Annotated in this window: 9 protein-coding genes, 5 rRNA genes and 3 pseudogenes (1 of these 17 running past the window's edge); 11 read left to right on the top strand and 6 right to left on the bottom strand. The window is 61.1% G+C overall.

Features of this window, described 5'->3' with window-relative positions:
• Positions 1-4: 4 nt before the first annotated feature.
• Entirely contained in the window at positions 5-640 is a 636-nt protein-coding gene (locus tag ACFOPH_RS07530; RefSeq protein WP_312554053.1) for a trimeric intracellular cation channel family protein, read from the bottom strand.
• A gap of 136 nt (positions 641-776) precedes the next feature.
• Between ACFOPH_RS07530 and ACFOPH_RS07535 the strand changes: the two genes are divergently transcribed.
• Complete coding sequence (locus ACFOPH_RS07535) at positions 777-1,676, top strand: LysR family transcriptional regulator (RefSeq protein ID WP_379734518.1); 900 nt, start codon at positions 777-779, stop codon at positions 1,674-1,676.
• A gap of 531 nt (positions 1,677-2,207) precedes the next feature.
• Here ACFOPH_RS07535 and rrf (ACFOPH_RS07540) read toward each other — a convergent pair.
• From rrf (ACFOPH_RS07540) to ACFOPH_RS07550, 3 genes are all read right to left on the bottom strand, one after another.
• Positions 2,208-2,320, bottom strand: a 5S ribosomal RNA gene (rrf, locus tag ACFOPH_RS07540).
• A gap of 116 nt (positions 2,321-2,436) precedes the next feature.
• Positions 2,437-5,312, bottom strand: a 23S ribosomal RNA gene (locus ACFOPH_RS07545).
• 275 nt (positions 5,313-5,587) lie between these two features.
• Positions 5,588-7,118, bottom strand: a 16S ribosomal RNA gene (locus tag ACFOPH_RS07550).
• The 16S, 23S and 5S rRNA genes sit together here, the layout of an rRNA operon.
• Before the next feature lie 694 nt (positions 7,119-7,812).
• Here ACFOPH_RS07550 and ACFOPH_RS07555 point away from each other — a divergent pair.
• From ACFOPH_RS07555 to ACFOPH_RS07600, 10 genes and pseudogenes are all read left to right on the top strand, one after another.
• Positions 7,813-8,887: pseudogene (locus tag ACFOPH_RS07555) on the top strand (HlyD family secretion protein).
• Positions 8,884-11,643, top strand: a complete 2,760-nt coding sequence (gene rbbA, locus ACFOPH_RS07560; protein WP_379734520.1) for a ribosome-associated ATPase/putative transporter RbbA — start codon at positions 8,884-8,886, stop codon at positions 11,641-11,643. Before ACFOPH_RS07555 ends, rbbA begins: the two are co-directional and overlap by 4 nt.
• Before the next feature lies 1 nt (position 11,644).
• Positions 11,645-12,772 (top strand): ABC transporter permease, encoded by a 1,128-nt coding sequence (locus ACFOPH_RS07565; RefSeq protein WP_379734522.1) that lies wholly within the window; start codon positions 11,645-11,647, stop codon positions 12,770-12,772.
• A gap of 235 nt (positions 12,773-13,007) precedes the next feature.
• Positions 13,008-13,478: a hypothetical protein gene (locus tag ACFOPH_RS07570; RefSeq protein WP_379734524.1), complete on the top strand. Its 471-nt coding sequence runs from the start codon at positions 13,008-13,010 to the stop codon at positions 13,476-13,478.
• A gap of 15 nt (positions 13,479-13,493) precedes the next feature.
• Positions 13,494-14,084, top strand: a pseudogene (locus ACFOPH_RS07575) (glycoside hydrolase family 3 N-terminal domain-containing protein); the annotation flags it as partial.
• Between the two features lie 15 nt (positions 14,085-14,099).
• Entirely contained in the window at positions 14,100-15,737 is a 1,638-nt protein-coding gene (locus tag ACFOPH_RS07580; protein WP_379737883.1) for a glycoside hydrolase family 3 C-terminal domain-containing protein, read from the top strand.
• Positions 15,738-15,942: 205 nt separating this feature from the next.
• Positions 15,943-16,155, top strand: a complete 213-nt coding sequence (locus ACFOPH_RS07585; protein WP_379734526.1) for a hypothetical protein — start codon at positions 15,943-15,945, stop codon at positions 16,153-16,155.
• 57 nt (positions 16,156-16,212) lie between these two features.
• Positions 16,213-17,363, top strand: a protein-coding gene (locus ACFOPH_RS07590; protein ID WP_379734528.1) for an IS3 family transposase whose coding sequence is annotated in 2 segments (ribosomal slippage) — positions 16,213-16,453 and positions 16,453-17,363 — 1,152 coding nt in all. Because the reading frame shifts where the segments join, the coding sequence is not laid out codon by codon here.
• A gap of 126 nt (positions 17,364-17,489) precedes the next feature.
• Positions 17,490-18,385: pseudogene (locus tag ACFOPH_RS07595) on the top strand (glycoside hydrolase family 30 protein); the annotation flags it as partial.
• A 33-nt stretch (positions 18,386-18,418) separates the two neighbouring features.
• Positions 18,419-19,066 (top strand): carbohydrate-binding protein, encoded by a 648-nt coding sequence (locus tag ACFOPH_RS07600; protein WP_379737885.1) that lies wholly within the window; start codon positions 18,419-18,421, stop codon positions 19,064-19,066.
• Between the two features lie 153 nt (positions 19,067-19,219).
• On the opposite strand, the gene rrf (ACFOPH_RS07605) is transcribed toward ACFOPH_RS07600, so the two are convergent.
• Both rrf (ACFOPH_RS07605) and ACFOPH_RS07610 read right to left on the bottom strand, forming a co-directional pair.
• A 5S ribosomal RNA gene (gene rrf, locus ACFOPH_RS07605) occupies positions 19,220-19,332 on the bottom strand.
• A 116-nt stretch (positions 19,333-19,448) separates the two neighbouring features.
• Positions 19,449-19,866: ribosomal RNA gene (locus tag ACFOPH_RS07610) — 23S ribosomal RNA — on the bottom strand; it runs 2,473 nt beyond the window's last position.

Below are 19,866 nucleotides of genomic sequence, written 5' to 3' on the forward strand. Positions count from 1 at the left end.
CGCTTCAGCGGCCTTCGTGCGGCGCGTCGTCGAACGAGCTGGTGTCTGCCTCCAGCACCGGCAACGCCAGCGCATGGCGCAGGGCCAGCAGGCGCAGCGCAAAGCCGGCGCCGATGGCGGTCGCGGTGGCCGCTTCGGCGCCGACGCCGGCGCGCAGCAGACCCATGTAGAGAACGCCGGTCGCCAGCGAGACCGTGGCATACAGGTCGCGGCGCAGCACCAGCGGCACCTGGTTGCACAGGATGTCGCGCAGCAGGCCACCGAACACGCCGGTGCTCATGCCCATCAGGATCACGACCGGCAGGCTGGCGCCGGTGGCGGCGGCGATGTCGCAGCCGATGACGGTAAAGGCGACCAGGCCGAGCGCGTCGAGCCACAGGAAGACGGTCTTGAGGCGCTGCAGGCGGCGCGCCAGGAAGGCGGCGCCGATCGCGGCCCCGGTCGTAAACAGCAGGTATTCCGGATGCGCCACCCAACCGAGCGGATAGTGGCCAAGGATCAGGTCGCGGATGGTGCCGCCGCCGGGCGCGGTCACGGTGCCGACCACGCACAGCCCGAACAGGTCCATGCGCCGCCGCATGCCCATCAACGCCCCGGAAGCGGCTTCGGCCGCGATGGCGACGAGGTAGATGACATGCAGCATGGCGCTTCGGACTCCCAGTGACGGTCGTGGATCGGATGGGCCAGCCATGGTACGATCGCGCACATCGATGCGTCCAATGCATTATTTGCTCAATATCCATGCGCTTTATGAATGAATTACGAGCGGATCAAGAATGAACATCAAGCAGCTCGAACACTTCCTTGCCGTCGCCGAGACGCGCTCCTTCAGCCGCGCCGCCGAGCGCCTGTTCATCACCCAGTCGGCGCTCAGCCGCAGCATCCAGGCGCTAGAGGAAGACCTCGGCGCGCTGCTGTTCGACCGCATCGGCAAGCGCATCGAGCCGACGCCGCTCGGCCTGCAGGTGGCCGAGCGCGCGGCGGCGCTGGTGCGCGACGCCGGCGAGCTGCGGCGCAGCGTCGAGATCTTCCAGGGCGGCGCCGGCGGCGCGATGCGCATCGGCCTGGGGCCCGGGCCGGCGGCGATGCTGACCACCGAGCTGCTGTGCCACATGGCCGAGCACCATCCGCGGGTGCGGGTCGCCATCACGCGTGGCCCGACCGACCTGCAGTTGCTGCAGCTGCGCGCGCACCAGCTCGACGCGCTGGTGGCCGACGCGCGCAACATCGTTCCGGCGCCCGACCTGGTGGCCGAGCCGATCGGCGAATCGCGCACCTGTTTCGCCTGCGCCGCCGGGCATCCGCTGGCGCGGCTGGAAACGGTGAGCCTGGACCAGATCCTGGCCTACCCGGTCGCCTCGGCGCCGCTGTCGGACGAGATCGCGCGCCTGCTGGTGGCGCTCTACGGGCCGGCGGCGATCCCCGAGCGGATGGTCACCCTCGGCTGCGAGGACGTGGCCAGCCTGGTGGCGGCGGTGGCGCGCTCGCAGGCGGTGTTCCTGGGGCTGAGCGCGGCGGCGCGCGAGGGTATCGCGGCCGGCCGCCTGGTCGAGCTGCCGGTGCGGCCGGTGCTGGCGGCCAGTGCACGCTTCGCCTACGTCACCCTGGCCGGACGCACCGAGGCGCCGGTGATGGCAGTGTTCCGGCGCTTCGCGGCCGAACGCCTGCGCGATTGACGCCGCCCGCGCACGAACGTCGAGTTCAGCCGATCGGGCCGATCGGGCCGATTCAGCGCTCGCGGCGACAGTGCCACCGCCGCCCGGGATTCGGTGGCACATCACGCACGACGACGTGCTGACAGTCACCTCATCCTGCAGGCTGTGTGCGTTGCACGGATATTTTCGTAGTCAGCGGCGCTGGATGTATTCTTGTCGTAGCTCGTTCCATGTTGGTTAGTTACAGTTTTAATGGATTAGGCCATCCATTCGATGCCCTGCGATCAGTCGGCTTATGCAACACCCTCCCCTGCCCCTACTGCCGTTCGTTGAAGCATCGGATGGGCGTAGCCGGCGCAGGCCCGCGATCCCACACGGCCTGAGCAGACGATGAACGTTGTGTTCTTGTAGGGTGGGGACTCGTCCCCACGCGGTCCCACCGGTGGCGTGTCCACGACGTGAAGAGAAAGAGAAGCATGAAAACCAGGCGCAGAACGCAAAAAACCCCGTCCAGATCACTGGACGGGGTTTTTACTTACTACTTATTAACTAGCCTGACGATAACCTACTTTCACACTGGTTGCAGCACTATCATCGGCGCAAAGTCGTTTCACGGTCCTGTTCGGGATGGGAAGGGGTGGGACCGACTTGCTATGGTCATCAGGCATGACTTGTACGAGTTTCGCTCACTCATGTGAGCGCCACTCTGAATCTGGAAGAAGTATGGGTAGCCTGTATCAACAAACAGCGCTGTATTCCTGACTATACCTGCTAAGGTTATAGGGACAAGCCGTACGGGCAATTAGTACTGGTTAGCTTAATGCATTACTGCACTTCCACACCCAGCCTATCAACGTCCTGGTCTCGAACGACCCTTCAAGGAGCTCAAGGCTCCGGGAAATCTCATCTTAAGGCAAGTTTCCCGCTTAGATGCTTTCAGCGGTTATCTCTTCCGAACTTAGCTACCCGGCAATGCCACTGGCGTGACAACCGGTACACCAGAGGTTCGTCCACTCCGGTCCTCTCGTACTAGGAGCAGCCCCCTTCAAATTTCCAACGCCCACGGCAGATAGGGACCAAACTGTCTCACGACGTTTTAAACCCAGCTCACGTACCACTTTAAATGGCGAACAGCCATACCCTTGGGACCGGCTACAGCCCCAGGATGTGATGAGCCGACATCGAGGTGCCAAACTCCCCCGTCGATATGAACTCTTGGGAGGAATCAGCCTGTTATCCCCAGAGTACCTTTTATCCGTTGAGCGATGGCCCTTCCATACAGAACCACCGGATCACTATGTCCTACTTTCGTACCTGCTCGACTTGTCGGTCTCGCAGTTAAGCACGCTTATGCCATTGCACTATTAGCACGATGTCCGACCGTACCTAGCGTACCTTCGAACTCCTCCGTTACACTTTAGGAGGAGACCGCCCCAGTCAAACTGCCTACCATGCACTGTCCCCGATCCGGATCACGGACCAAGGTTAGAACCTCAAACAAACCAGGGTGGTATTTCAAGGATGGCTCCACGGGAACTGGCGTCCCCGCTTCAAAGCCTCCCACCTATCCTACACAGATTGGTTCAAAGTCCAATGCAAAGCTACAGTAAAGGTTCATGGGGTCTTTCCGTCTAGCCGCGGGTAGATTGCATCATCACAAACATTTCAACTTCGCTGAGTCTCGGGAGGAGACAGTGTGGCCATCGTTACGCCATTCGTGCAGGTCGGAACTTACCCGACAAGGAATTTCGCTACCTTAGGACCGTTATAGTTACGGCCGCCGTTTACTGGGACTTCAATCAAGAGCTTGCACCCCATCATTTAATCTTCCAGCACCGGGCAGGCGTCACACCCTATACGTCCACTTTCGTGTTTGCAGAGTGCTGTGTTTTTATTAAACAGTCGCAGCCACCAGTTTATTGCAACCCTTTCGCCCTCACACAGTAAAGTGATCAAGCTACCGGGGCGTACCTTTTCCCGAAGTTACGGTACCAATTTGCCGAGTTCCTTCTCCCGAGTTCTCTCAAGCGCCTTAGAATACTCATCTCGCCCACCTGTGTCGGTTTGCGGTACGGTCTCGTATGACTGAAGCTTAGAGGCTTTTCTTGGAACCACTTCCGATTGCTTCGTGTCACAAGGGCACACGTCTCGACCCCTTGAATTGCGCGCCCGGATTTGCCTAAGCGCCTTCTATGAGTCAAGAACCAGCTATTCCAACAGCTGGACAACCTTCCGCGATCCGTCCCCCCATCGCATCATACGACGGTGCAGGAATATTAACCTGCTTCCCATCAGCTACGCATCTCTGCCTCGCCTTAGGGGCCGACTCACCCTGCTCCGATGAACGTTGAACAGGAAACCTTGGGCTTACGGCGTGCGGGCTTTTCACCCGCATTATCGCTACTCATGTCAGCATTCGCACTTCTGATACCTCCAGCATCCTTTACAAGACACCTTCGCAGGCTTACAGAACGCTCTCCTACCATATCCAATAAAGGATATCCGCAGCTTCGGTGACTGGCTTAGCCCCGTTACATCTTCCGCGCAGGACGACTCGATCAGTGAGCTATTACGCTTTCTTTAAATGGTGGCTGCTTCTAAGCCAACATCCTGACTGTTTTAGCCTTCCCACTTCGTTTTCCACTTAGCCAATCTTTGGGACCTTAGCTGGCGGTCTGGGTTGTTTCCCTCTTGACGCCGGACGTTAGCACCCGACGTCTGTCTCCCAAGCTCGCACTCATCGGTATTCGGAGTTTGCAATGGTTTGGTAAGTCGCAATGACCCCCTAGCCATAACAGTGCTCTACCCCCGATGGTGATACTTGAGGCACTACCTAAATAGTTTTCGGAGAGAACCAGCTATTTCCAAGTTTGTTTAGCCTTTCACCCCTACCCACAGCTCATCCCCTAATTTTTCAACATTAGTGGGTTCGGACCTCCAGGGCGTGTTACCGCACCTTCATCCTGGCCATGGGTAGATCACTTGGTTTCGGGTCTACACCCAGCGACTGTCGCCCTGTTCGGACTCGATTTCTCTACGGCTCCCCTATTCGGTTAACCTCGCCACTGAATGTAAGTCGCTGACCCATTATACAAAAGGTACGCCGTCACGGATCAAGTCCGCTCCGACTGTTTGTATGCACACGGTTTCAGGATCTATTTCACTCCCCTCCCGGGGTTCTTTTCGCCTTTCCCTCACGGTACTGGTTCACTATCGGTCGATTACGAGTATTTAGCCTTGGAGGATGGTCCCCCCATGTTCAGACAGGATTTCTCGTGTCCCGCCCTACTTGTCGTACGCTTAGTACCACCGGTCTGATTTCGTGTACGGGGCTATCACCCGCTATGGCGCCTGTTTCCAAAGGCTTCCACTATCAGTCCGACTATCACGTACAGGCTCTTCCCATTTCGCTCGCCACTACTTTGGGAATCTCGGTTGATTTCTTTTCCTGCAGCTACTTAGATGTTTCAGTTCGCCGCGTTCGCTTTGCATGCCTATGTATTCAGCATGCAATGACCTAAAAGGCCGGGTTTCCCCATTCGGAAATCTGCGGATCAATGTGTGTTTGCTCACTCCCCGCAGCTTATCGCAAGCTACTACGTCCTTCATCGCCTGTAATCGCCAAGGCATCCACCATGTGCACTTATTCGCTTGTCCCTATAACGTTAGCCCCTGCTGACAACAGGGATCGTTATAGTTCAAAGAGTACAGCTCATTGCATATTTGTTGATACTTTGATTACTACCCTAAGTGTGTGATCAAATCATTGCTGACTTAACCGCACGCTTAAAAAAACTTTACTTCTTCCAGATTGTTAAAGAACACAAACTACACTTAGCTCAAGCTTTCGCTTCAGCTAAGTCCAGTTGCAGTCAACAGTCGATAAGCGTAGGCGCTTGATGTCGAGACTTTCGTCTCCGGTGCTACTCTAGAAAGGAGGTGATCCAGCCGCACCTTCCGATACGGCTACCTTGTTACGACTTCACCCCAGTCACGAATCCTACCGTGGTAAGCGCCCTCCTTGCGGTTAAGCTACCTACTTCTGGTAAAACCCGCTCCCATGGTGTGACGGGCGGTGTGTACAAGACCCGGGAACGTATTCACCGCGGCATGCTGATCCGCGATTACTAGCGATTCCAACTTCACGTAGTCGAGTTGCAGACTACGATCCGGACTACGATACACTTTCTGGGATTAGCTCCCCCTCGCGGGTTGGCGGCCCTCTGTATGTACCATTGTATGACGTGTGAAGCCCTACCCATAAGGGCCATGAGGACTTGACGTCATCCCCACCTTCCTCCGGTTTGTCACCGGCAGTCTCATTAGAGTGCTCTTGCGTAGCAACTAATGACAAGGGTTGCGCTCGTTGCGGGACTTAACCCAACATCTCACGACACGAGCTGACGACAGCCATGCAGCACCTGTGTTCAGGCTCCCTTTCGGGCACTCCTCAATCTCTCGAGGATTCCTGACATGTCAAGGGTAGGTAAGGTTTTTCGCGTTGCATCGAATTAATCCACATCATCCACCGCTTGTGCGGGTCCCCGTCAATTCCTTTGAGTTTTAATCTTGCGACCGTACTCCCCAGGCGGTCTACTTCACGCGTTAGCTGCGTTACCAAGTTAATTAAAACCCGACAACTAGTAGACATCGTTTAGGGCGTGGACTACCAGGGTATCTAATCCTGTTTGCTCCCCACGCTTTCGTGCATGAGCGTCAATCTTGACCCAGGGGGCTGCCTTCGCCATCGGTGTTCCTCCACATCTCTACGCATTTCACTGCTACACGTGGAATTCTACCCCCCTCTGCCAGATTCAAGCCTTGCAGTCTCCAACGCAATTCCCAGGTTGAGCCCGGGGCTTTCACGTCAGACTTACAAAACCGCCTGCGCACGCTTTACGCCCAGTAATTCCGATTAACGCTTGCACCCTACGTATTACCGCGGCTGCTGGCACGTAGTTAGCCGGTGCTTATTCTTCAGGTACCGTCATTAGCAAAGGATATTAGCCTCTACCGCTTCTTCCCTGACAAAAGAGCTTTACAACCCGAAGGCCTTCTTCACTCACGCGGCATTGCTGGATCAGGCTTGCGCCCATTGTCCAAAATTCCCCACTGCTGCCTCCCGTAGGAGTCTGGACCGTGTCTCAGTTCCAGTGTGGCTGGTCGTCCTCTCAGACCAGCTACTGATCGTCGCCTTGGTGAGCCTTTACCTCACCAACTAGCTAATCAGACATCGGCCGCTCCAAAAGCATGAGGTCTTGCGATCCCCCACTTTCTTCCGTAGAACGTATGCGGTATTAGCGTAACTTTCGCTACGTTATCCCCCACTTCTGGGTACGTTCCGATGTATTACTCACCCGTTCGCCACTCGCCACCAGACCGAAGTCCGTGCTGCCGTTCGACTTGCATGTGTAAAGCATGCCGCCAGCGTTCAATCTGAGCCAGGATCAAACTCTTCAGTTTAATCTCTGTTTGTCGAAACCCGCATTGCTACGGATTTCGAAATCGATCCACTGGATCGATTTCGCTCACTCAAAATACTGACCGTCATCTCATTGCTGAGACAACGTTTAATACTTTGTGCGAACATTTGATATTTTAAGTAATCAGCTGAACTAGTCAGCTGGCACCTGCATCAAACGCCCACACTTATCGACTGTTAATTGTTAAAGAACCGTTGTTCTGCACTGCCTTGCTGCGTTGTGCGAATCGTTTTGTTCGTCAGCAGCAGAGAAGTGAGATTATGCAGTGTTTCGCGATCTTCGTCAACCCCTCGTTTGCTTCGTTGCAGTTTCCTGCGTCCGCTGTTGCTACATCAACTACTTGATTTCGTTGACGTTTTGCTTCAGCGCCGAAGCGGAGGCGAACTATAGCAAACCCTTGGGTGATCGCGCAAGACCCTGTCGTGAACTATCTACAGTAGCCAGTCGATCGACAAGAACGACAAGATCCCGGTCTGCATTTGGATATCAGGAACACCCGATGCCGACCTTAACAGCGCTTTCCCAGGCCGGATGAGGAACCAAAGGCCAGTCCCATGGCTCTCACTGCAGACTGCAGTGTCCCACCGAGATGCCCCAATGACGAAAGCCTGTCTGGGCCGACTACCCTCGCCCGTGTCCGCACCTACCGGCCTGCCCGCGGTCGACGCCCGAACATGAATAGAAAACGCACGCTATGGCTGGCCGCAGCCGCCGTCCTTGCCGCGCTCGCGGCCTGGGCCTTCTTCCATTGGGGGCCGCTGGCCGCGCAGGACAAGAACCAGGGCTTCGTCAACGGCAATGGCCGCATCGAAGCCACCGAGATCGACATCGCCACCAAGGTCGCCGGCCGGGTGAGCAACATCGCCGTTCAGGAAGGCGACTTCGTGCAGGCCGGCCAGCTGCTGGCGACGATGGACACGCGCAGTATGCAGGCCCAGCGCGAGGAGGCCGAGGCGCGCCGGCAGCAGACACAGGCAGCGCTGGACGGGGAGCGCGCCGAGGTGGCGCTGCGCGACAGCGACCGCGTGGCGGCCGAGGCCCTGGTCGAACAGCGCAAGAGCGACCTGGACGCGGCGCGGCGGCGCCTCGCGCGCTCCGAGACGCTTGCGCGCGAAGGCGCCGCCGCGCTCCAGGACCTGGACGACGACCGTGCGCGGGTCAGCAGCAGCCAGTCGGCGCTGGCGGCGGCCCAGGCCCAGGCCAACGCGGCCGTGTCGCCCGTGAACGCCGCCCGCACCGAGGTGAACAGCGCGCGGGCCGCCGAAAAGGCCGCGGCGGTGGCCGTCACGCGTATCGAGTCCGAACTCGCCGATACGACGCTGGTCGCGCCGCGCGCCGGCCGGGTCCAGTACCGGGTCGCCCAGCCCGGCGAAGTGCTGGGCGCCGGCGGCAAGGTGCTGAACCTGATCGACCTGTCCGACGTCTACATGAGCTTCTTCCTCCCCGAGACGGTGGCCGGACGCGTCGCGCTGGGCACCGAGGTGCGGATCGTGCTCGATGCCCTGCCACGGTATGCGATCCCGGCTACCGTGTCCTACGTGGCCAGCACCGCCCAGTTCACGCCCAAGACCGTGGAAACCGCCAACGAGCGCCAGAAGCTGATGTTCCGCGTCAAGGCCCGCTATTGCCCCCGCCCTGCTGCAAGCGCACCTGGAGCAGGTCAAGACCGGGCTGCCGGGCGTGGCCTGGGTCAGGCTGGATCCGAAAGCGCCATGGCCGCCCGAGCTCGCGGACAAGGCGCTGCCATGAAGGATGCCGATGCCGATGCCAGCCCACAAGCCAGCGTCGCCCGGCTGACGGACGTCGCCATGGAATACGGAAACACCCGTGCGCTGGACCGGCTCACACTCGAGGTTCCGGCCGGTGGCGTGGCCGGATTGATCGGACCGGACGGCGTCGGCAAATCGACCCTGCTCGCCCTGCTGTCCGGCGCGCGCCGCCTGCAGCAGGGCCGCATCGAGGTACTCGGCGGCGACATCGCGCAGAAGCGCCACCGCGATCGCATCTGTCCGCGCATTGCCTACATGCCGCAGGGCCTCGGCAAGAACCTGTACCCAACCCTGTCGGTCGAGGAGAACCTGCAGTTCTTCGGGCGCCTGTTCGGGCACGACACCGTCGAACGCCGCCGCCGCATCGACCAGCTGACGCGCGGCACCGGCCTGCATCCGTTCCTGGCGCGGCCAGCCGGCAAGCTGTCGGGCGGGATGAAGCAGAAACTCGGCCTGTGCTGCGCCCTGATCCACGATCCCGACCTGCTGATCCTGGACGAACCGACCACCGGCGTGGACCCGCTGGCGCGTGCCCAGTTCTGGGAGCTGATCGACGGCATCCGCGCCGAGCGTCCCGGCATGAGCGTGGTGGTCGCCACCGCCTACATGGACGAGGCCAGGCGTTTCGACTGGCTGGCGGCGATGGACGGCGGCCGCGTGCTGGCCACCGGCACGCCCGCCGAACTGCTCGAACGCAGCGCCAGCACGACGCTCGAGCAGGCCTTCATCGCCCTGCTGCCCGCAGAGCGGCGTGCCGGCTACGCGCCCCTGGCGGTCCCGCCGATGGAGGCCGGCGCCGGGGGCGAGATCGCCATCGAAGCCAGGGACCTGACCATGCGCTTCGGCGACTTCACTGCCGTGGACCGGGTCAGTTTCCAGATCAGGCGCGGCGAAATCTTCGGCTTCCTCGGCTCCAATGGCTGCGGCAAGTCCACCACGATGAAGATGCTGACCGGCCTGCTGCCGGCGAGCGCCGGGGAAGCCTGGCTGTTCGGCCGGCCGGTGGACGGACGCGACCTGGCGACGCGCCGGCGGGTTGGCTACATGTCGCAGGCGTTCTCGCTCTACGGCGAACTGACGGTGCGCCAGAACCTGGTGCTCCACGCGCGTCTGTTCGACGTGCCCGCCTCCAGTATCGACGACCGGGTCGCCGAGATGGCGACGCGCTTCGAGCTCGGAACGGTGCTGGACGCCCTGCCCGACAAGCTGCCGCTCGGAATCCGCCAGCGTTTGTCGCTGGCGGTGGCCATGGTGCACGGCCCCGAGCTCCTGATCCTGGACGAGCCGACCTCGGGGGTCGATCCGCTGGCGCGCGACGCTTTCTGGCGCATGATGGTGGACCTGGCGCGCAAGGACCGGGTCACGATCTTCATTTCCACCCATTTCATGAACGAGGCCGAGCGCTGCGACCGGATCTCGCTGATGCATGCCGGCCGCGTGCTGGCCTGCGATGCGCCGGCCGCGCTGACCGAAGCGCGCGGCGCGGCGACGCTCGAGCAGGCCTTCATCGCCTACCTGAGCGATGCCGGCGGAGCCGCGGAGGAACCCGCCACCGCGCCGGCGCCGGCCGCCGCGCCGGTCGCGCCGGCCGCGCAGCGGGCCTCTCCAGTGTGGCAAGGGCTGGCGCGCATGATCAGCTACCTGTGGCGCGAAGCACTCGAATTGCGGCGCGATCCGATCCGCGGCACCCTGGCCCTGGCCGGCTCGCTGCTGCTGATGTTCGTCATCGGCTATGGCATCAACATGGATGTCGAGCACCTGCGCTTCGGGGTGCTCGACCGCTTCGATACGGCGCTCAGCCGCGACTACGCGCTGAACATCGCCGGATCGCGTTACTTCACGGAACAGGCGCCGATCCTTGACTACGCCGACCTCGACCACCGGATGCGCAACGGCGAACTGTCGCTCGCCATCGAGATTCCGCCCGGCTTCGCACGCGACCTCGCGCACGGACGCGCGGTCAGTATCGGCGCCTGGATCGACGGCGCCATGCCGCAGCGCGCCAACACGGCGGCAGCCTATGTCCAGGGGCTGCACCAGCACTGGCTGGCCCAGGAAGCGCTGCGGCGCGGCCTCGGCGCCGCGGCCGTGGCCGCATCGATGGAAACACGTTTTCGCTACAACCCGGACGTGCGCAGCCTGACGGCGATCGTTCCGGCAGTGATTCCCCTGCTGCTGTTGCTCTTGCCCGCGATGCTCAGCGCGCTGGCGGTGGTGCGCGAAAAGGAGCTCGGCTCGATCGTCAACCTGTACGTCACGCCCACCACGCGCACCGAGTTTTTGGTCGGCAAGCAAATGCCCTACGTCGCACTGGCCATGCTGAACTTCTTGCTGATGTGCCTGGCGGCGGTCACGCTCTTCGAGGTGCCGATCACTGGCAGCTTCGCCACGCTGGCACTGGCGACGCTGCTGTACGTGCTGGGCACGACCGCCATCGGCCTGCTGGCTTCCGCCCTCACCCGCAGCCAGATCGCGGCCATGTTCTTCACCCTGATCGGCACCATGCTGCCCGCGGTCCAGTTCGCCGGCCTGATCAACCCGGTGTCCTCGCTCGAGTGCGCCGGACGGGTCATCGGCGAGTTGTACCCGGCCAGCCACATGTTCGGCATCAGCCGCGGGGTATTCAACAAGGGACTCGGCATGGCCGACCTGCACCAGGCCCTGTGGCCGATCGCGGCGGCGTATCCGGTGCTGCTGGGGGCAGCCATCGCCTTGCTCAGGAAACAGGAGAAATGACATGGAGGTGCGCCTGTCGAACGTCTACCGGCTCGGCGTCAAGGAATTGTGGAGCCTGTGGCGCGATCCCGCGCTGATGCTGTTGATCGTCTACACCTTCACTGTGGCCCTGTACACCGCCGCCACCGCCGCCCCCGAGGGATTGCACCGCGCCGCGATCGGGATCGTCGACGAGGACCGTTCGGCGCTGTCGGGCCGGATCACGGCGGCCTTCTACCCGCCCCGGTTCACGCCACCGGCGCACATCACGGGCCCCGAGGCCGACGCCGGCATGGACGCCGGAGACTATACCTTCGTGCTCGACATCCCGCCGAATTTCCAGCGCGACGTTTTGGCCGGGAAAGGGCCGCAGATACAGCTGGCGGTCGATGCGACCCGGATGAGCCAGGCCTTCACGGGCAGTGGGTGGGTCCAGCAAGTCGTCATGGAAGAGATCACGGAATTCCTGCAGCGCTACCGCGCCGGCACGACGCCGACCGTCGACGTGGTGGTGCGCCAGCGCTTCAACCAGTCGCTCGACCCGTCGTGGTTCGGCGCGGTGACGGAGCTGGCGAACAACATCACGATGCTGTCGATCATCCTGACCGGCGCGGCGCTGATCCGCGAGCGTGAGCACGGGACGATCGAACACCTGCTGGTGATGCCGGTCACGCCCACCGAGATCATGTTGTCCAAGGTGTGGGCGATGGGACTGATCGTCCTTGCCGCCGCGCTGCTGTCGCTGTCGCTGGTGATCCGCGCCGCGCTCGGGGTCCAGCTGCAGGGATCGGCCGCACTGTTCCTGCTGTGCGTCGCGCTGCACCTGTTCGCCACCACCTCGATGGGGATCTTCATGGCGACGCTGGCACGCAGCATGCCCCAGTTCGGCCTGCTCCTGATACTGACCCTGATCCCGCTGCAGTTGCTGTCCGGCGGCATGACCCCGCGCGAAAGCATGCCCGATGCCGTTCGCTGGCTGATGTCGCTGGCGCCGACCACCCATTTCGTCAGCCTCAGCCAGGCAATCCTGTTCCGCGGCGCCGGGCTGGAGATCGTCTGGCCGTCGATGGCGGCGCTGGCGGCGATCGGAGCGGTGCTGTTCGCCTTTTCGCTGGCACGGTTTCGCAAGGCGATCGTGCAGATGGCCTGATCCTCGATCGCTGTCGTGCGTGACTGCCGGTTCCGTGCCGGCCCCGGATCTGGAATCTCTACAATAGTCTGGTGCGGCTCGGTTTGATCCAGCACTTCATCACGTTCCAAAAGTCTTGCGTATCTTTGAGAAGCGTCAAGTGCGTTCGACTTGCTCGAATCCCGAGACAGTTCGCCCTCGTGTTTGGCCTATGCTGGCCGTGGCGCTTTGCCCAATCCTGCCGAGAGGAGCTGTCATGAATCCTTCCCTGCGTTACCCAGCTATCCAGCGGTCGCTTGCCGCGCTCGCCTGCACCGTCGCGTGCGCGCTGGTCGCGGGTTGCGGCGATTCGGGCGGGCGCGATGCCGTCGCCACGGCGTCCCAGTCGCAGGCATCGGTCACGGCGGTTGCAAAAGCCCCGGGCGCGTCCGCCGCCGACGTGGCTCAGGCGGACATGCGTGCCCGCAGCTTGTTGGCAAGGATGACGCTGCAAGAAAAGATCGACATGCTGCACGGCGAGTTGAACAACTACTACGGCTTCTACAATGCCCCGATTCCACGCCTGGGCATTCCCGCGCTGACGATGGCGGACGGGCCGGTCGGCATCCGCATCGCCGATCCCGCCGTCAACGGTCAGCGGGCGACGGCGCTTCCCTCGGGAAAAGCGCTGGCAGCGACCTGGGATCCCCAGCTCGCCAGGCAATATGGCGAGGTCATGGGCAAGTAGGCGCACGCGACAGGGCACAATGTCGTGCTCGGCCCCGTCCTCGACATCGCGCGCGCGCCCCGGTTCGGCCGTACATCCGAGAATTTCGGCGAGGACCCCTTGTTGGTCGGCACCATGGGAGCGGCCCAGGTGCAGGGCATCCAGGACAGTCCCGTCATCAGCGCCGTCAAGCATTACAATCTCTACGCCCAGGAAACCAATCGGCTCTTTGGCCTGAACGTCACGGCCGACGAGCGCGCGATCCAGGAAATCTATACCAGGCCGTACGGCATTGCGGTGCCCACCGCGCGTCCCGGTTCAGTCATGTGTTCCTTTAATAAGGTCAATGGCGTTTACGCTTGCGAGAACGATCTGCTGCTGAACCAGATCCTGAAGCGGCAGATCGGCTTCCAGGGCTGGGTCATGACCGACTACAACGCAAGCTTCAGTACGGTGCCGGCGATCATGAGCGGCCTCGACCAGGAGTTGCCGGGAGCATACCCGCAGCCCGACAACCCGGGCAGCCCATCCGGCCCGGGGCAGGCTGCGTGCCGCTTCTGCGAACCGTTGCTGGCCGCCGTGGGCGCCGGCCAGGTGCCGATATCGCGCATCGACGACGCCGTACTGCGCATCCTGCGCGAGATGTTCCTGCGCGGCCTGTTCGACAATCGGGCGACGGTCCAGCCGCTGCCCGAGGCCGAGCACGGCGCGATCGCCCGCGCCATCGAGCAACAGGCGATCGTGTTGCTGAAGAACGAAAACCAGGTGCTTCCCCTCAAGAGCGGCATCAGATCGATCGCCGTGATCGGCGCCGATGCCAATAACGTCGCCGCCGGCGGCGGCAGCGGCCTGGTGAAGCCGACCTACACGGTCAGCGCGCTGGAAGCGATCCGGTCGCGTGCGAAAGGGGTGGAGGTGGCGTACAGTCCCGGCTCCGACCCCGTCACCCCCGCATCGTTCCTACCCGGGCCGGACCCGATCCCGCAAGGTTTCCTGAAGCCGGCGAACGGACAGGGCAGCGGCATACGCGCCGAGTACTTCCTGAATCCCGACTTTTCCGGCACGCCTGAAATCGATCGCACCGAGCCCTACGCCGCCATCAACGGGGGCTTCTTCCTGTTCCCGGGCTTTTCCGCTTCCTCACCCGAGTTTCCGACTGTTCCGGTCAGCATCAATGGCAGCAGCTCGATCCGGTGGACCGGCACGCTGCCCGCGCCCGTCACCGGCTCCTACGAGCTCGCGCTGACCAGCACGGGCGTCAGCCGCCTGTTCGTGGACGGCGAACTGGTGGCGTCGACCGCCGGTATCACCACGGTGACCCAGCCGCCGGAAACGAAGACGGTCACGCTCGATTTCGAAGCCGGTTCGGTCCATTCCATACGCGCCGAGTTTTCCAACACCGCCCCGGCCACGACCGACACCGGCCCGCAGTTCAAGCTGGGCTGGGTTCCTCCCGCCAGCGTGATCGCGCCGGCGGCGCAGGCGGCCGCCGAGCTGGCGCGCACCGCCGACGTCGCGATCGTCGTGGTGCGCGATTACGGATCGGAGAGTGGAGACCGTTCCACCTTGCGCCTGCCCAACGGGCAAGGCAAGCTAATTCAACAGGTAGCTGCCGCCAATCCCAACACCATCGTGGTGCTCACGACTGGGGGCGCAATCCAGACCTCAGATTGGGACACGGCGGTTCCCGCCGTGCTCCAGGCCTGGTATGGCGGACAGGAGCAAGGCAACGCGATCGCGGATATCCTCTTTGGCGATATCAATCCGTCGGGCAAGCTACCCCTGACGATGCCGGTGGACGACGCCAGTACCCCGGTCTCCGCAACGGAACGCTACCCTGGCATCGGCACCGAGGTACAGGCCTCGGAGGGAATCTTCGTCGGCTATCGCGGCTATGAGCAATTCAACATCGAACCACAATATCCATTCGGCCATGGCTTATCCTACAGCACCTTTGGCTACAGTAACTTGCGCACGACGCCTACGTCGGTCACCGTCAGGGTGACGAACACCGGCAGCGTGGCTGGTAGTGAAGTGGTTCAAGTGTATGCCGGGAAACTCCCCACGCCCGTCGAAACGGCCCCCAAGGCACTGGCCGGTTTCGCCAAAGTGAACCTGGCGCCGGGACAATCCGAGGATGTCACCATCCCGCTCGCACGCGAGTCGATGTCCTACTGGGATGTGACCCAGGACCGGTGGATCGCGGCAGCAGGCACTATTCCTATTCTTGTCGGCGCGTCGTCGGCCGATATCAGGCTCAGGGGCGTGGTACGACAGTAGGCCCCGCCATCCGATCGGCTGCCCGTGGGCAGCCGCACCCACGCCTGCGCGGGCCCGCATTCGCCAGGTGCGTGAACCACGCCCGCCGAAGAGACTCTAATGCTTTTTGCGGCTGACGGGACGGCGCTCATGACCGCGATCGGGGTCCCTCATGGAATCTATACGCGTTGTAAAGGCTTTATTGCACGTTCGTGGCCTGTTCGCTGTGCTCTTTCCCCTGCTGCTGGCCGGCGGCTGCGGCGGAGGCGGAGGAGACGGAAACGGGGCACAGGGCAGTGCCCCGGCCAAGGTCGAGGCAGCACCGACGCCGCAAGCGGGTTCCTCGGTGGCGGTGGTCGTCACCAGGAACGACCAGACGCTGCGCCTGGCGCCGCAGCCGGACATCGCATTTTCGGCACCGGACGCGAATCCGGACTGAATCGCCACGACTAACGTAGACACTCCTGAGCCATAATGTCGGGCACAAGGAGAAGATATGAGCGGTAAGCGGTACACAGAGGAATTCAAGATTGCAGCGGCCAAGCAGGTGGCGCAGGGCGGTCACCCAGCAAGCGAAGTAGCGGCCCGACTTGGGGTAAGCATCCATAGCCTGTACGCCTGGACGAAGCGTTACGGCGTGCCTGAGGCAGAGCGCAAGGCTGTCGATGCCCAGTCCGAGGAGATGCGGCGCCTGAAGGCCGAGCTCAAGCGCGTCACGGAGGAGCGTGACATATTGAAAAAGGCCGCGGTGTACTTTGCCAAGACGTCCGGGTAAGGTACACCTTAATTGTTGAGTTGCAGGACCAATTTCCGGTGCGCCGGCTGTGCAAGGTGCTCGAGGTGCATCCGAGTGGCTTTTATGCCTGGCGCCTGAACCCTGAAAGTAAGCGCACCAGGGAAGACAAGCGCCTTCTGGTTCCTATCAAGGAATCGTGGCTGGAAAGCGGCAGCGTGTACGGTTACCGTAAAGTCAGCGACGATTTGCGCGAGCTCGGTGAACAATGCGGTATCAATCGCGTCCACCGTCTGATGAGGTCGGCCGGGATTCGTTCGCAAACAGGCTACGCCAAACGGAAATACAAACGCGGCGGCGCCCCTTCGCTGGTAGCACCTAACCATCTACAGCGCCAGTTCGACGTGCAGGAACCGAATCGGGTCTGGGTGACGGACATTACGTACATCCGCACTTACGAAGGCTGGCTCTATCTGGCTGTCGTACTGGACCTGTTTTCGCGCCAGGTGGTTGGCTGGTCGATGAGTTCTCGAATCGATCGCGAGCTGGCGATGAATGCGCTCTTGATGGCCGTCTGGAGGCGGCAGCCCAAGAATATAGTGATGGTGCATTCCGATCAGGGCAGTCAGTTCAGCAGCTATGACTGGCGCGGCTTCCTGGACCAGCACAATCTGCAGCAAAGCATGAGCCGACGCGGGAACTGCCACGATAACGCCGTCGCCGAGAGCTTTTTCCAGCTCTTAAAACGGGAACGAATCCGACGCAAGACTTACGGCACCCGGGAAGAGGCAAGGCAGGATGTCTTCGATTACATCGAGATGTTTTACAATCCAAAGCGCCGGCACAGCTTCAGCAATGACTTGTCGCCGGTCGAATATGAAAAGCAGTATTTCCAGCGGCTCGCGAGTGTCTAGAAAACTCGTGGCGATTCAGACAATGCCAATCCCATCGACGAAGACACGATCGTCGTCGATGAAGGCCGGCGCTACCAGAGCGTTGCCGGTTTCGGCGCGGCATTCACCGACTCGTCGACCTGGCTGCTGAACCAGGTAGCGACACCGGAAGCGCGCGATGGGGCGATGAACAACCTGTTCACCCGCAACGGCAACGGGATCGGCCTGTCGGCCATGCGGACCACGATCGGCAGCTCCGACATGTCGCGGTTTCACTTCACCTACGACGACATGCCGCCCGGCGAAACCGATCCGACGCTCGCCAATTTTTCGATCGCCGTGGACGAGCCGGACCGCATTCCGATCATCCAGTGGGCCAAGCGGCTCAATCCCCAGATGCTGCTGCTGGCCTCGGCCTGGAGCGCTCCCGCATGGATGAAGACGAACGATTCGCTGTACGGGGGAGACCTGAGACCGTCGGCTTGGGTGCGTGGTCAAACTATTACATGAAGTATCTGCAGGCGTACGAGGCACAGGGAATCGGCATCGACCTGATCTCGCACCAGAACGAGCCGGACTATGCGTCGATCGATTATCCAGGGATGCGAACGAATCCGGAAAGCCAAAGGCTGCTGCTGCGCGACTATATCCTGCCTTCATTGGAAGCCAGTGGGCTCGATACCCGTGTCCTCATCTTCGACCATAACTGGGACAACACGGTCTTCCCGGCGCGCGTGCTGACCGACTCCAGGGTCGGGGACTCCGACAAGGTGGCGGGAACCGGGTGGCATTGGTATGGGGGTTCGCCGGGAGCGATGACTGTGCTGCACAATCTTTTCCCTGACAAGGAAAACCATGTGACGGAGGCCGCGAGCGGCACCTGGATAGCCGATCCGGTTACCAACGATTTCGAGATGATGATCCAGTCCATGCGCAACTGGGCCAAGAGCTTCATCAAGTGGGCGCTCGTACTCGACGAAAACCGCGGTCCGCACCTGGGCGGTTGCGACAAGTGCATACCCGTGGTGACCATTAACAGCCAAACCGGCGCCTTGAGCTACGAAATCGATTACTACATGCTCGGCCATTTCAGCAAGTACGTGCTGCCAGGCGCCACCCGTATCTATTCGACCAATCCCACCGGCATGGTCAGCGTGACGTTCCAGAATCCCGACGGCTCGAAAGCGCTGGTCGCCTTCAACGACACCGGCGCAGACAAGAACTTCAAGGTCGTGTGGGGCCGGCAAGTACTGCAATACACCTTGCCTCCTTACAGCGGCGGTACGTTCACCTGGAGCGGTGCACAGTCCGAAACCTATCCGATTCCCGCCACGACGAAAGTCCAGTCTTCCAGTTACGACGACGTATTCGCCTTGCAGACCGAAACCACGTCGGACGTGGATGGCGGCTATAACGTCGGCTTCAGCATCAACGATTCCTATGCCCGCTATAACAATATCGATTTTGGCGCCGGCGTCGGCAATGTGGAGGCCCGCGTTTCCAATAACGGCAATGGACGCAACGGCAGCACGATCGAGTTCCATCTCGACTCCCCAGGGGGCGACCTGATCGCAACGGTGGATGTCCCGGACACCGGCGGCTTCCAGAACTGGACAACGGTGACGAGTCCGGTCGTGATGCCGGTAACGGGAATTCACAACGTCTACATCGTTTTCAAAAGTAACGGCAGCGCCGGAAACGTCAACTGGTTTAAGTTCAGCTAAGAGCCTATGGCGGGGTCTTGAACGCAAAAAAACGCCCGGGAGACGAGGATTCGCAATGCGAATCCGGCAAGCGGGGCTTTCTTGGCAGCTGAAACGCAAAAAACCCCGTCGAGTATCGACTCGACGGGGTTTTCGCTTGCTACTTATTAACTAGCCTGACGATAACCTACTTTCACACTGGTTGCAGCACTATCATCGGCGCAAAGTCGTTTCACGGTCCTGTTCGGGATGGGAAGGGGTGGGACCGACTTGCTATGGTCATCAGGCATGACTTGTACGAGTTTCGCTCACTCATGTGAGCGCCACTCTGAATCTGGAAGAAGTATGGGTAGCCTGTATCAACAAACAGCGCTGTATTCCTGACTATACCTGCTAAGGTTATAGGGACAAGCCGTACGGGCAATTAGTACTGGTTAGCTTAATGCATTACTGCACTTCCACACCCAGCCTATCAACGTCCTGGTCTCGAACGACCCTTCAAGGAGCTCAAGGCTCCGGGAAATCTCATCTTAAGGCAAGTTTCCCGCTTAGATGCTTTCAGCGGTTATCTCTTCCGAACTTAGCTACCCGGCAATGCCACTGGCGTGACAACCGGTACACCAGAGGTTCGTCCACTCCGGTCCTCTCGTACTAGGAGCAGCCCCCTTCAAATTTCCAACGCCCACGGCAGATAGGGACCAAACTGTCTCACGACGTTTTAAACCCAGCTCACGTACCACTTTAAATGGCGAACAGCCATACCCTTGGGACCGGCTACAGCCCCAGGATGTGATGAGCCGACATCGAGGTGCCAAACTCCC

Source organism: Massilia haematophila, from assembly GCF_042647645.1.
GTDB lineage: Bacteria > Pseudomonadota > Gammaproteobacteria > Burkholderiales > Burkholderiaceae_D > Telluria > Telluria haematophila.

Coding starts and splice junctions, on each gene's coding strand:
- ACFOPH_RS07535 (WP_379734518.1), top strand. CDS start 777: ATGAACATCAAGCAGCTCGAACACTTCCTTGCCGTCGCCGAGACGCGC.
- rbbA (WP_379734520.1), top strand. CDS start 8,884: ATGAAGGATGCCGATGCCGATGCCAGCCCACAAGCCAGCGTCGCCCGG.
- ACFOPH_RS07565 (WP_379734522.1), top strand. CDS start 11,645: ATGGAGGTGCGCCTGTCGAACGTCTACCGGCTCGGCGTCAAGGAATTG.
- ACFOPH_RS07570 (WP_379734524.1), top strand. CDS start 13,008: ATGAATCCTTCCCTGCGTTACCCAGCTATCCAGCGGTCGCTTGCCGCG.
- ACFOPH_RS07580 (WP_379737883.1), top strand. CDS start 14,100: ATGTTCCTGCGCGGCCTGTTCGACAATCGGGCGACGGTCCAGCCGCTG.
- ACFOPH_RS07600 (WP_379737885.1), top strand. CDS start 18,419: ATGCTCGGCCATTTCAGCAAGTACGTGCTGCCAGGCGCCACCCGTATC.